The organism is Kocuria subflava, from assembly GCF_012163155.1.
In the GTDB taxonomy this organism is placed as follows: domain Bacteria; phylum Actinomycetota; class Actinomycetes; order Actinomycetales; family Micrococcaceae; genus Kocuria; species Kocuria subflava.
In genome coordinates this window covers 99207-111310 of the sequence record NZ_JAAVUN010000006.1, presented here as the reverse complement: position 1 = coordinate 111310, position 12104 = coordinate 99207, and the positions used below count along the sequence as shown (strand labels likewise).

At 62.0% G+C, this 12104-nt stretch carries 19 protein-coding genes; 12 read left to right on the top strand and 7 right to left on the bottom strand.

All coding sequences use genetic code 11. The annotated features are described in order from the left end of the window. Nucleotides 1-66: 66 nt before the first annotated feature. Nucleotides 67-213 (bottom strand): hypothetical protein, encoded by a 147-nt coding sequence (locus GTW58_RS04940; RefSeq protein WP_189587254.1) that lies wholly within the window; start codon nucleotides 211-213, stop codon nucleotides 67-69. A 129-nt stretch (nucleotides 214-342) separates the two neighbouring features. Here GTW58_RS04940 and GTW58_RS04935 point away from each other — a divergent pair, with 129 nt between their 5' ends. The 8 genes from GTW58_RS04935 (at nucleotide 343) to GTW58_RS04895 (ending at nucleotide 6179) form a co-directional block, all read left to right on the top strand. Further along, nucleotides 343-693, top strand: coding sequence for a type II toxin-antitoxin system RelE/ParE family toxin (locus tag GTW58_RS04935; protein ID WP_119933330.1), 351 nt, complete (start codon nucleotides 343-345; stop codon nucleotides 691-693). A gap of 5 nt (nucleotides 694-698) precedes the next feature. After that, nucleotides 699-1004 (top strand): helix-turn-helix domain-containing protein, encoded by a 306-nt coding sequence (locus GTW58_RS04930; RefSeq protein WP_119933338.1) that lies wholly within the window; start codon nucleotides 699-701, stop codon nucleotides 1002-1004. Nucleotides 1005-1405: 401 nt separating this feature from the next. After that, complete coding sequence (locus tag GTW58_RS04920; RefSeq protein ID WP_119933329.1) at nucleotides 1406-1708, top strand: HigA family addiction module antitoxin; 303 nt, start codon at nucleotides 1406-1408, stop codon at nucleotides 1706-1708. A 77-nt stretch (nucleotides 1709-1785) separates the two neighbouring features. After that, nucleotides 1786-2154, top strand: coding sequence for a nuclear transport factor 2 family protein (locus GTW58_RS04915; RefSeq protein WP_119933328.1), 369 nt, complete (start codon nucleotides 1786-1788; stop codon nucleotides 2152-2154). A 149-nt stretch (nucleotides 2155-2303) separates the two neighbouring features. Continuing rightward, a complete protein-coding gene (gene fdhA, locus GTW58_RS04910; RefSeq protein WP_119933327.1) occupies nucleotides 2304-3536 on the top strand; it encodes a formaldehyde dehydrogenase, glutathione-independent in 1233 nt (410 codons plus the stop codon). A gap of 118 nt (nucleotides 3537-3654) precedes the next feature. Then, a complete protein-coding gene (locus GTW58_RS04905) occupies nucleotides 3655-4959 on the top strand; it encodes a saccharopine dehydrogenase family protein (protein ID WP_119933326.1) in 1305 nt (434 codons plus the stop codon). A 194-nt stretch (nucleotides 4960-5153) separates the two neighbouring features. Continuing rightward, entirely contained in the window at nucleotides 5154-5735 is a 582-nt protein-coding gene (locus tag GTW58_RS04900; protein WP_119933325.1) for a dihydrofolate reductase family protein, read from the top strand. 48 nt (nucleotides 5736-5783) lie between these two features. Next, entirely contained in the window at nucleotides 5784-6179 is a 396-nt protein-coding gene (locus GTW58_RS04895; RefSeq protein ID WP_119933324.1) for a phosphoribosyltransferase, read from the top strand. A 93-nt stretch (nucleotides 6180-6272) separates the two neighbouring features. On the opposite strand, the gene GTW58_RS04890 is transcribed toward GTW58_RS04895, so the two are convergent. Continuing rightward, nucleotides 6273-6836: a TetR/AcrR family transcriptional regulator gene (locus tag GTW58_RS04890; protein WP_157980523.1), complete on the bottom strand. Its 564-nt coding sequence runs from the start codon at nucleotides 6834-6836 to the stop codon at nucleotides 6273-6275. Nucleotides 6837-6936: 100 nt separating this feature from the next. On the opposite strand from GTW58_RS04890, the gene GTW58_RS04885 reads away from it, so the two are divergent. Further along, complete coding sequence (locus GTW58_RS04885) at nucleotides 6937-7785, top strand: NAD(P)H-binding protein (RefSeq protein WP_119933322.1); 849 nt, start codon at nucleotides 6937-6939, stop codon at nucleotides 7783-7785. Nucleotides 7786-7797: 12 nt separating this feature from the next. On the opposite strand, the gene GTW58_RS04880 is transcribed toward GTW58_RS04885, so the two are convergent. The 5 genes from GTW58_RS04880 to GTW58_RS04855 form a co-directional block, all read right to left on the bottom strand. Continuing rightward, nucleotides 7798-8055, bottom strand: a complete 258-nt coding sequence (locus GTW58_RS04880) for a Txe/YoeB family addiction module toxin (RefSeq protein ID WP_047691919.1) — start codon at nucleotides 8053-8055, stop codon at nucleotides 7798-7800. A gap of 2 nt (nucleotides 8056-8057) precedes the next feature. Continuing rightward, a complete protein-coding gene (locus GTW58_RS04875; RefSeq protein WP_047691920.1) occupies nucleotides 8058-8315 on the bottom strand; it encodes a type II toxin-antitoxin system Phd/YefM family antitoxin in 258 nt (85 codons plus the stop codon). A gap of 159 nt (nucleotides 8316-8474) precedes the next feature. After that, nucleotides 8475-9005 (bottom strand): hypothetical protein, encoded by a 531-nt coding sequence (locus GTW58_RS04870; RefSeq protein ID WP_119933321.1) that lies wholly within the window; start codon nucleotides 9003-9005, stop codon nucleotides 8475-8477. Between the two features lie 230 nt (nucleotides 9006-9235). Beyond that, on the bottom strand, nucleotides 9236-9595 hold the full coding sequence (locus GTW58_RS04860) for a GntR family transcriptional regulator (protein ID WP_119933319.1): 360 nt from the start codon (nucleotides 9593-9595) through the stop codon (nucleotides 9236-9238). An 81-nt stretch (nucleotides 9596-9676) separates the two neighbouring features. Further along, nucleotides 9677-10555, bottom strand: a complete 879-nt coding sequence (locus tag GTW58_RS04855; protein WP_119933318.1) for a CHAD domain-containing protein — start codon at nucleotides 10553-10555, stop codon at nucleotides 9677-9679. 259 nt (nucleotides 10556-10814) lie between these two features. On the opposite strand from GTW58_RS04855, the gene GTW58_RS04850 reads away from it, so the two are divergent. Genes GTW58_RS04850 through GTW58_RS04840 form a run of 3 tightly spaced genes read left to right on the top strand, consistent with a single transcriptional unit; the run spans nucleotide 10815 to nucleotide 12094 of the window. After that, nucleotides 10815-11030: a hypothetical protein gene (locus tag GTW58_RS04850; RefSeq protein ID WP_168023460.1), complete on the top strand. Its 216-nt coding sequence runs from the start codon at nucleotides 10815-10817 to the stop codon at nucleotides 11028-11030. Continuing rightward, entirely contained in the window at nucleotides 10994-11548 is a 555-nt protein-coding gene (locus tag GTW58_RS04845; protein ID WP_119933316.1) for a hypothetical protein, read from the top strand. Before GTW58_RS04850 ends, GTW58_RS04845 begins: the two co-directional genes overlap by 37 nt. Before the next feature lie 27 nt (nucleotides 11549-11575). Then, nucleotides 11576-12094, top strand: coding sequence for a ferritin (locus GTW58_RS04840; RefSeq protein ID WP_119933315.1), 519 nt, complete (start codon nucleotides 11576-11578; stop codon nucleotides 12092-12094). Nucleotides 12095-12104: the final 10 nt, after the last annotated feature.

Below are 12104 nucleotides of genomic sequence, written 5' to 3'. Positions count from 1 at the left end.
CCGCCACAGGACTCTGACCAGCGACAACACCGGCCAAGTCAGCCAGGAGCTCTCAAGTGGCACGAGTCAGGCCTGGCGCAGCGCCGCCCGGGCGTAGTCGCAGCGCCAGCCGGTTAGTTCCACCAACTCATCCATGATCCGGCTCTTGCCCGCCCGGTCCGAGCCCCGGTACGCCAGGGCCATCTTCTTCGTCACTGCCTTGCGTTGACTCATCGTCAGCTCCATGGTCGATGGTGCTCACGCGGAGGTTCTCCCTGAGGCAACGACCCAGCACAAGCGGAGATTCATGATGAGTCAACTCGACCTCTTGCTCGTAGACCATGCATGGTCTAACCTTGCGTCATGTGGAGCGTGGACATCGAACTGATTGCGGGATGGCTCACTTCGCTGGACGAAGATTCGCGTGCGCAGGTGGTCGCCGCGATTGAGCTGCTCGAGGATCGTGGTCCTCAGCTCGGTCGGCCGATCGTCGACACGGTGTCGTCGTCAAGGCATCGCAACATGAAGGAGCTCCGGCCGGGATCGTCTGGCCGATCTGAGCTGCGCGTCATGTTCGCCTTCGACCCGGAGCGCTCGGCGATCATGTTGATCGCGGGCGACAAGGCCGGCAATTGGACACGCTGGTACAAGAAGAACATTCCGTTGGCCGACGACATTCTTGATGACCACCTGCGAAAACTAGGAGGAGAGTGAGCGATATGGCTCTATCGCTGAAGGACTTCGTCGCCGAGCATCCCGTGGACCGGGAGCGCGTTGACGCACACAAGGAGCGGATGCTCGCCGAAGTGCGTGCGTACCGGCTCCGTGAGCTGCGCGAGCAAGCTGGCCTGACACAGGCTCAGCTCGCGGAGCGCATTGGCGTAGGACAGCGCCAGGTCTCCAAGATCGAGCACGGCGACCTTGATAATGCAAAAGTCGGAACGATCCGCAGCTACCTCGAGGCGGTCGGTGGCGACCTGGCAATCGAGTACGTGCTGGGAGACCAGCGTGTCCAGGTGGCCTGACCGAAGCTGGCCCTGTCAGGGCCCTGTGGCCTCCTTCTTTCATCCCGGACAAATTGCCGCTCCTGAGAAATAGCCCCACACGTGGAGATGTCGCAGAGTTCCGGTTTAAGGTCTAGCGTTATCGACGCGAGTCGTTACAGTCTCCTGTCGTGATCAGATCGTTCGGCAGCAAGGGCACCGAGCGCATTTGGCAAGAGCAGTGAGTCAAGCGTGTTGATCGGGCAGTGCAGCTCGGGACATTGAGGACTTGAGGATCCCACTGGGCAACCGCTTGGAGCAGCTGGACTGCGACCGACGGGGCCAACACACATTCGGATTAACGACCAGTGGCGGATCTGCTTCGTGTGGACCGACGCTGGCCCGGAGAACGTGATCATTGAGGACTACCACTGAGGTGCAACATGAATAACAAGCTCTACGCGCCTATCCACCCGGGGGAGGTTCTGCTGGAGGACTTTCTCAAGGGTTCCGCTATGACTCCGGACGAGCTTGCCAATTCCATTGGTATCTCTCCGCGTTGGATTAACGAACTTGTGCAGGGCAAGCGGGCGATAACCGCAGTCACGGCGCGCATCCTGGGTCAACACTACGCAGTGGAGTCGCAGTTCTGGCTCAACCTGCAGAGTCGGTATGAGCTGGAGATCGCCGAGGACCTTGCCGCCTACGAGATGGTCGAGAACAATCTGCTCCAGTGTGACTTCTGACGACTGTGGTGGCGCCTCCTGGATGATACTGCGAGGTCCAGGACGCCGAACCTCGGAGACCTAACGGGAAGGACGCCATGACTGAGTCGCGCACTGAAATCCTCAAGAACTGGCAGCAACAGCTGGTCGCCATGGATGAAGCCGATACGGAGGCTCTGCGGGAGTGCTTCACCGATGATGCCGTTCTGATTCATATGACTGGCTATCGCCAGCCCATAGATGAGTGGTTGGAAGGCATGCGCCGCCAGGAATTTGTCTATCACCAGGTGATTGCAAAGCAGGTGGCCGTGGAAATCACTGGGGAGCATGCCGTGCTGACGGGTGACATCATCACGGGCTACCGGTCTGACGGCAGCGGGCAGGCGTGGCCCCTGCACTGTGTGCAGCAATTCGTACGCAAGGACGGGGCGTGGTTGTGTACTGAGAGTCGCGTCAGCTTGGGTTGATCGACTCGGTTGGACCCCTCACCATCGGCGCAGGAGTCACTACCGATCACCCACCCTTGACGACTGTGGTCTGCATCACTCAGCATGATGACCACTGGGGCTGCTCTTGCCACCCAAGGCATTCCTGCCCCGCGGACAGGGAGGTCCTCATGTCAACCAACCGTGCAGTCGCGTACAAGGGTCCCGGCAAGGTGGAGGTGGTTGACATTGACTACCCCACTTTTGAACTCAAGGACGGGCCCGGTGTCCACCCGGACAACGTGGGGCGGCCCCTGCCGCACGCGGCCATCTTGAAGGTGGTGACCACCAACATCTGCGGGTCGGACCAACACATGGTCCGCGGTCGAACCACCGCACCGGAGGGGCTGGTGCTGGGGCATGAGATCACTGGCGAAGTGGTGGAGACCGGCCCCGGCGTCGAATTCATCCAAGTGGGGGACTTGTGCTCCGTCCCGTTCAACATCTCCTGCGGACGGTGTGTGAACTGCAAGAAGGGGCGCACGGAGATCTGCCTCAACGTCAACCCTGATCGCCCGGGTAGCGCCTACGGGTACGTGGACATGGGCGGCTGGGTGGGTGGCCAGGCCGAATACGTGCTGGTGCCCTACGCCGATTGGAACCTGCTGCGGTTCCCGGACAAGGACCAGGCCATGGACAAGATCATGGATCTGACCATGCTCTCGGACATCTTCCCCACCGGATACCACGGTGCTGTGACGGCTGGGGTGGGGCCCGGATCTTCGGTCTACATTGCCGGCGCCGGCCCGGTGGGTCTTGCGGCTGCAGTTGGAGCGCAGTTGCTGGGCGCCGCCGTCGTGATTGTTGCGGATCTGAATGCGGAGCGGCTCAAGGCTGCGGAAGCCTTCGGATGCGAAACCGTTGACGTTTCCGCTCAGGATCCGCGCGAGGGCATCGCGAAAATCCTGGGGGTCGAGGAAGTCGACTGTGGTGTGGACGCCGTCGGGTTCGAGGCCCGCGGACACGGCCACGATGCCAAGGAGGCCCCCGCCACGGTGCTGAATTCGCTGATGAACGTGACCAAGGCCGGAGGGTCCTTGGGTATTCCGGGCCTGTACGTCACGGGGGACCCCGGGGGAATTGACGACGCCGCCAAGGAAGGTTCGCTGTCCCTTCGCCTGGGTCTGGGGTGGGCAAAGTCGTTGTCGTTCACCACTGGTCAGTGCCCCGTGATGCGCTACCACCGTCCGCTGATGGAGGCGATCCTCCACGACAAGGTCCACATTGCCGATGCCGTCAACGCCGCGGCCATCAGCTTGGATGTTGCGCCGGAAGGGTACGCAAACTTTGACTCCGGCGTGGCCAAGAAGTTCGTGCTGGACCCACATGGCCTCACCGGCAAGGTGCAGTCCGTGAGCGCATGAGCGACGTGGATCGAGGGTGCTTTACAGACCAGTTGGGGAGACCCTGAGCAGGCTCGTCTGACCCCCTTCTGCGCCCGGAAGCAAGGGTGCCTGAGGCCCCAGCGGCTACAGTCGAGGAATGAGTGAACGTGAGTTCGACCTGATCGTTTTCGGTGTCACCGGCTTTGTGGGCAAACTGACTGCAGCCCACCTGGCCCGGCATGCACCCGCCCACCTGCGCGTCGCCATCGCGGGGCGCAGCAAGGACCGCCTGGAGGCTGTCCGAGCGGACCTGCCGCCCTCCGCGGCAACCTGGCCCACCGTCGTCGTTGATGCCGGTGACCAGGACGGCCTTCTGGTCATGGCGCGCCGCACGCGAGTGGTGATCTCCACCGTGGGGCCGTACGTCAAGTACGGGCTGCCGCTGGTGGGCGCGTGCGCTGAGACTGGAACGCACTACTGCGATTTGACCGGTGAGGTTCTGTTCGTTCGAGATGCGATTGACCGCCACCATGAGGCGGCCGTGGTCGCCGGAGCTCGCCTGGTGACCTCCTGCGGATTCGACTCCTTGCCTTCGGACCTAGGGGTGCTGGTGACAGCCGCGCGCGTGGCCGAGGACGGTGAAGGCACGCTGGGAGACACCACTTTGCACGTGCGATCCATGCGTGGGGGAGTCAGCGGCGGCACCATCGACTCCATGCGCGAGCAGATCCGGCAGATGTCCCAGGACCCGCAGATCCGAAGGATGGTGGGCGACCCCTACGCCTTGTCACCGGACAGGAAGAAAGAGCCAACCGGGTCCGCCATTCCTCAGCGTGGGCGGCCCCGGGGTCGGCTGGGCGCCCTGGTGGAACAGGTCCCGGTCCAGCGGAACGGTCGAACGGGGCGGTGGACTGCCCCGTTCGTGATGGCCAGCTACAACACAAGGGTTGTCCGACGCAGCAACGCTCTCACCGGATGGTCTTATGGCCGCAGCCTCCGCTACCAGGAATTGTTCGACACGGGTCAAGGCGTGATCGGAGCCGCTCGCGCGGCCACCACAGCCGTTGCGCTGGGAGGCTTGGCGGCTGGAATGTGGTGGAAACCCACGCGCGCCTTGATGGGCCGGGTGCTGCCCAAGCCCGGCTCCGGTCCGTCCCAAGAGAATCTGGACAATGGGCGATTCGCGCTGCAGATTGACGCAACAACGACCACCGGTGCCCGCTACCGCACTCGAGTGGCGGCCGACTACGACCCGGGTTACAACGGGACGGCGATCATGCTCGGCGAATCCGCACTGGCTCTGGCCCAGGACGAAGTGGACCTGCCGCAGCGAGCCGGGGTTCTGACGCCTGCCACAGCTCTGGGTACCAATGTGGTGGAACGGCTGCGCGGATACGGCTTCACGTTTGATGTCGAGCGCGTCAGCAACGGGGGAAGGGCGGGACTGCCGAGCCCGGAGTAACTGCGGTGCCACTCACGGACCCACGGGTGATGTGGTGCAGGCGCCATGCAGATCGACCCACCGATTCTGAGAGGTGGCCAGCCCAGTCGGGGGAGTCGAGGCCTCGGCCTTGTCTGGGTCGCCGAACGTGGCGGCGACTAGCCTGGACACGGCGCCAGAAATACGTTGCACCAGACGTAGGAAAGAGATGATCTGTGGGTACTTTGACCTATGCAACCACCGTTTCCCTGGACGGTTACGTGGCCGATCCCTCGGGAGACTTCCAGTGGAGTGCTCCCAGCGAGGCGGTGTTTGCCGCGCACCTGGAGCGAATGCGTCACGTGTCCACGGAGATTCTGGGCCGCAAGACCTACGAGCTCATGCGCTACTGGCACTCGGAGCCCTCTGACGAACAGTGGTCATCGGCCGAGCAGGAGTTCGCCAAGCTGTGGCGGAACATCAACACCTTTGCTGCCTCGTCAACCCTGACATCGGAGCAACTGGCATCCACCCATGACGCCCTTGTTCCGGCGCTCACCGTGGACCGAATCGTGGAGATTGCCAGGGAGGCGTCCGGCGTCGTCGAAATTTTCGGCCCCACCACCGCGGCACCCGCCATTCGTGCGGGCGTTGTGGAGGTTTTTGAATTCTTCATCGTGCCCAAAGTCCTGGGCGGTGGCCTACCTGCACTCCCACAGGATGCCCGCCTGGAGCTGAAATTGACGGATCACCGGATTTTCGACGACGGCACCGTGCACGTGCGTTACAGCCCAACGCATGGTGTGGTCGGCAGATAACGTTGTCCGCGCAAAGGTGCTCCGCTGTGAACGATTGGGAGATGGGCAATGAGTGAGAACATCGGTGAGCTGGTGCGGCAGCTGAACTTTGACGTGGCCATGGATTGGATCTCGTGTCCTCACACGCCTGGGGAGCGCACCAACGCCTCGCCGATTGTGTACTACCAGAATGTGCCGATCCAGGGGCGCGACGTCATTGTGGTGGATGATGCCATCGAGTCCGGTGGGACCATGAAGCGCCTGGTGGAACACCTGAAAGAGTTCGATCCAGCGTCAATCTCGGTGGCAACGTTGTTCGTCAAACCTGGGCGGGTGGAGATCCCGGTCCGTCAGTATTTTGCGCATCAGATGGACAGCGATGACATGCTGGTGGGTTTCGGTCTGCCGTGGCAGGACAAGCTGCGCAACCTGCCCTACGTGGCCCAGTTGGCACCAGGCGCCTGACTGGCGCGGGGGGCGTCAGCGATCACGCCCCGATGCCGGAGCTGGGGACCTGACCACCCGCACAGTGGGCGGAAGCGGGCCAGCGTGACCGCATCACACCCGGACACCGTCCAGGAACAGCGCCAAATGCCGCCGGTAGGCATTTGGGTCCTCCGGGGTCGCGTCCATGATGCCCACAAGGCCCACCTGCAACAGGGCGATGTCCCGCGAAGTGCAGTCAGGGCGCAACGTGCCCTGAGCATGTGCTGACTTCACCAACTGATCAATCAGTGGGTTCACCACTGCCTTGCACTCGCGCACGGAGTCGAACACGGATCCTGCCGGGCACATGAGTGCTCGCAGGCCCCTGTTGGAGGACTGTAGGCGCATGCTCTCCTTCAAGTAATCAACCAGTGCCTCCCAGGAATCTCCGGCCTCAACACTTTTGCGAGCGCGCTCGATCTCGGCTTCCAACTGTTGGGCGAACAGTGCGGCCACCAGGTCGTCCTTGGTGGGGAAGTGGCGGTACACGGTACCCACGCCGACGCCGGCGTGCCGGGCCACGTCTTTCAGCGTCACATCGAGTCCGGCATCGCGAAACAAGTCTTCTGCCGCTGCCAGCAGGAGTGAACGATTTCGGGCGGCGTCTTTCCGGGTGGGGGTGGGCGTCGTCGTCATGATCACAGATTACCTGATGTGGACCGACCGTTCCGTTTCTGCTAGTCTCACCTGAAACGGACCAAAGGGTCCGGATCAACTTTGAAATGAGGGGCTCCCCTTGACCATCGGACTTACCGGTGCTTCCAGAAATCTTGGCCGATTGACAGTTGAAGAACTCCTGACAGGCGGGGTTTCTGCTGACCAGATCGTGGCTGTCGTGCGTGACCCCGCCAAAGTGACCGACCTTGCGGATCGTGGGGTCCAGGTCCGCCAGGCCGATTACGCAAGCCCTGCTGGTTGGCGTGAGGCCCTGGATGGTGTGGATCGCCTGCTGGTGGTCTCCGGGTCAGGGCCCGGTGCCAGCCAATCCCACAAGACAGTGATCGATGCCGCCGTAGAGGCTGGCGTGGGCCACATCTCCTACACCTCAATCCTCAATGCGGACACCACCAACAATCCGCTGGCTCCGGAGCACCACGCCACCGAACAGCTCATTCAAGCCTCGGGTATTCCGTTCGCCATCCTGCGCAATGCCTGGTACCACGAGCTGTTCACGCGCCTGATTCCCCAGCACCTGGCCACGGGGGAGATTGTTGACGCTGTTGGGGAAGCGCAGATTTCCGGTGCTGCCCGTGCTGATTTGGCTGCTGCGGCCGCCGTGGTCCTGGCGTCAGGTGGCTCGGAAAACCGCATTTATGAACTCGGCGGCACGGCGTTCACCATGAATGAGTTCGCCCGTGAACTCTCTGCGACATCCGGACAAAGCATCACTCACCGCGCGCTGAACGACGACGACTTTGCCGCCCATCTGGAAGCAACCGGAGTTGATGGCGGCATGGCTGCCTTCATAACCCAGAACGACGCCTCCTTGCGGGCCGGTGAGATGTACACGGACTCCACCGACTTGGCTGATCTGGTGGGTCGTCTCTTGCGGCCGCTGGCCGTATCCGTGCGCCAAGGATTGTGAGGCAGAGGTCAACTACCCGTAGCGGTACCGGCACGCCGCGATGAGAATGTCCTGGTCGGCCGCCTTGTACACCAGGCGGTGTTCATCGGTGATCCGCCGTGACCGGAACTCGGCAAAGTCATGCTTGAGGGCCTCTGGTTTGCCGATTCCTTCATTGCCGTTGCGCTGAATGTCCTTGATGAGCTGATTGATCCGTTTCAGGACTCTGCGGTCCTGGGCCTCCCACCACAGGTAATCGTCCCAGGCATTACGGTCCCAGATGAGAGCCATGTTCAGTCGTGGTCCACAAGGGCGTGCTCATGGCCTTGCCCGTGCTCCAGACGCTCCATGGCATCCAGAAGTCTGCGGGCATTGGCCGGGGACCGCATCAAATGCGCGGTTTCCACCAGTGAGTCGTAATCGGCCTGGGACACGATCACCACGGGTTCGTGGCCGGAGCGCGTGATGACGACGGCTTGGCGGTCTTCCGTGACCTGGTCCAAAACGCGTGCGTAATTGGCGCGCGATTCCGTGTAACTCATGGTCTTCATTGAGGCCTCCTGTACAGGAAATGGTACAGGAGGCCGTCGACGTGCTGGGGTGCATCAAGTGTGACGCCCACTCATCGGCATCGCCCAGGTCGGGTGTGGTGCAGCGCAACCGGGATGAATGCGACCTGGCACAGGGGAGTGACTCGCTCTGAGCCATTGTCAACGGCAGGTTGACTCGCCGTCGCTGGCCGATGTTTCAGTCAACGTCTCACCGTTGGAAAGCGTGACCACAATGGTGTTGAAGTTCGGGATGGTTGCACTGGGTGTGGGGCAAGAGCTCGGTGCCACCACTCCGCTGTAGGCAACGTCGAACCGACCGGATGGGCCCGTGGTGAAGTCCCGGCATCCTTGAGCGTCAGTTGTGTACGTTCCGCTGGTGTTGTTGGTCCCGGCGGTCCACGAGAAATTCAGGTCCCAGGACTGCCGGGTGACGCCGTCCGGATAAGTCTGGTTGACCAGATTGGCGGTGTTGCTGACGGTGTTCCGCCAGGCCGTGCCTGTCCCGGAGGTGTAGGGCATGGCGTCAAAGTTCTGTCTGGAGCGGCTGGAGGACGAGTTGCCCACCCAGAAGGCGCCAGGTCCAGTCGAAGTCTGACCGATTCGGTTGGCGATCCACCACCGATAGGTGACGCTGGTGACAGTGACACCTGCGGGCAGGTTGTCCACGTAGGTCTGCGCACCAACCGTCATGTTCTGCGTTGTGGATGAGGAGCCCAGCGTTCCTCAGGTGTACGTCAAGCCGCCGCTGGAGCGCAGTGTGGGAATGCATGAGGAAGCTGCATGGGCGGGTGCCGCCGCTGCCACGGCAATGGTGGGAACTGACCAGGCAAGTCCGCGGGCAACGGTTCGGCGTGACACTCCGAAAGTTTGATGAAATTCGTTAGACACGATTGCGAGAGTATCGACCGGGGTGGGCCGGATCAACTCACGGTCGTGATTGCTTTGTCAATCAATTCGCGCACCCGTTGATCGGAGATCTTGAGTCCGCGCATGGCCACCACGAATTCTTCCGCGGCATGAGTTGCTGCCTTGTCAGCGGATTCCTCCGTGCCGGTCACGAATGACCCGTTGCGTCCCCTGGTTTCGATGACCGCTGCAGCCTCGAGCTCCTTGTAAGCCCGTGCCACGGTGTTGGGTGCCACGCCAAGATCCTGGGCAAGACCCCTGACGGGCGGAAGGTGATGACCTGCAGCCAGTTCGCCGGTCACTCTACCGGAGATGATCTGCTGCTTGATCTGATCGAATGGCGGGACAGGTGATGATTCATCAATGCTGAACATGACTCTCATTTTCTCCAGTGTTGACCATTGAGCATTCATTATGGGTCTCGGACGCTTGGTTTCAGCCTCATGAAGTGAGGGTCACTGGCTGGACACCGTCAACGCGTGCTGTATTGCTTCCCCGCCGCGGTTGTGGGCGCCTTCCTGCTGATTCAGTTCCAGTCCATGCAGGACCCCGTAGGTGAACGTTGGTTCTCCGGCGCAATCAGCGGCAGTGCGCAACTCGTGGAGGCGTTCGCGCGTCACCACGGAATCCTGTGCCGTTCCCAGGGCCTCAGTGACCTGTTCCCATGCCTGGGCAGCGTCCTTGTAGGACGGATCGAACTCCGCCACCGCCTCAAAGGCGTAGCGCGCGGCTTTGGCTTTCTTGCGGGCCTCATGGGCCAACTCGGTGTGTTCCTTCCCGGAGGCCGCCTGGGCTGCTTCCCACCGTCGTGCAGCCCTCTGCGTGGCCTCGGTCAGCAAGGGGTTCAGAACCTCCGTCATTGAATGGTGGGTCTGTGACCGCAGCGGTGAAGTCTGGGTCAGATTCTCCAGGGCTTTCGTCAGATCTCGATACCGGGCCGTGCCCATGACCTGCACCAGTTCGGCGTGGGTCAGGGCGTGGCGCGCGTCCAATTCTGCAGAGAGTCGCGCGCCCACCGGGCCCACGACGGCGTCTGGCGGCAATGCGCTCAAGGCTTCTGTCAGCCGCTGCTTGAGCACCTCGGCGTCACGTGGTCCACCGAGCATCTCCGCGTACCACTTCAGCTCGGCTCGCAGCGGTTCGGTGGATTCGGCATGGAAGAGTGGGCGGAAAGTACGCAGCGTGCTGCGCAGGCGGCGGGTGGCCACGCGGGTTTTGTGCACGGCATCAGGGGCATTGTCCTTGACGGCGTTCTCCCGTGACCTGATGGCCTCAACTTGGGCACCCAGGTATTGGCGGACGACGTCGTAGGCCGTCGCGTGAGTTGCGGTCACTGTGTTCCTCCCGGTGGCTGCCTACCGTCATTGAACTCCCGTTCCACCCGCCCCAGCGGGGTATTAGTCAGGGAATCCGGTACCACCATCTTCCCAGGGTCGACTCGGCAAGAAGGAGCTGTGACGGTCAAGTTGCAGGCGATGCGTCCCCGGAAGCCACGAAGGAGGTGTGCAAACACACCTTGCTGAGGAATTGATTCGATTCGTGAAATGTGTCTGACTGTTCCATGACTTTGATTGCAAATGAATGGACCTGCTCGTGGAAGCGCTGAATCGCAGAACCGTCCTCAACGGTGCCGTCTGGGCCGTGCCCATCATTGCCGTGGCCACCGCAGCAGCGGCCTACGCCGCTTCTCAAGTCATGGACCTGGCTCTGTGGCAGACCCTCACCACCACCTCGGGGCTGCAGCAGGCAGCGATGTGTTCCGTTTGGGGTGGGTGGGTACGGAAGCTCGCCCCACCTCCGGTCTGGTGATCACCTTGCGCGCATACGAGGTCTACAAGGCGTTGTCCGCAGTGAGTGTTGGACCAACCCTGCAGGTCAATGACCCCTTGTTGACGCTGGGCGGGCCCGTTCGCTCCACAGTCACTGCTTATCGGGGCGGGGTTGCCCAGACCGGCACTCGCGTCATGCAGGCGTGGACACAAACCATCACCCTTCCTGCGGGTTTCACGTCCCCGGGTTCTGCGGATTTCCAGACCAACTGGCCGGATCGCGGCGGCGTGAGAGGGTCCTGGCAGTACACCTTGGAAATTGCCCAGCGCACACCTTCTTCAGCGGGCGAAACTGAGGACGACAACCCGCATAACGCCCTCCTGATGGCTAATCGACCGTCGACCTGGGGTCGGACGGAGCCGTTGGTCAACCGGTGGACGCTGTGGGACAACAGCGACTTGGACAACAACGTGGTGCACCGTCAGTACGGTTCTCTCCCCGCTTTGCACTACCCCAGCAGCTACCGACCCAACACCCAGGCACCATCCCTGGGGTGATGGAGCACCGTTGGATAGGGTGAAGGCATGAAGCTGACACCTGAGCTAGAGACCCAGTTCAACGATCAGATCACCATGGAGTTCGAGGCCTCCTTGGTGTACCGCCAGTTGGCCGTTGAGGCTGACGTGCAGGACCTTGTGGGCATGGCGGCGTGGCTGCGCCATCAGGCGGATGAGGAAATCGTGCACGCCAACAAGTTCATTGATCACGTCACGGACCGTGATGGCCACCCCCACATCGGTGCCATTGCTGCCCCGGAGGTTCCGGAATCTCCCACGGCGGTGCAGATCTTCCAGGCAGCCCTCTCTCATGAACAAAAGGTCTCCGAGTCCATTCGCAACCTGTACCGGGCTTGCGAGTCGGCCGGTGACCTGGATGCCCGTCCGCTGCTCAACTGGTTCCTGGATGAACAGATCGAGGAAGAGGCCACGGTCAGTGAGATCGTCGGTCGACTGGGGCGTGTTGGCGACGACGGTGCCGGCCTGTTGCGTCTTGACGACGAACTCGGCGCGCGCCCGGTTGAAACCACGGAGAACGACGCCTGAGTCACTTCCC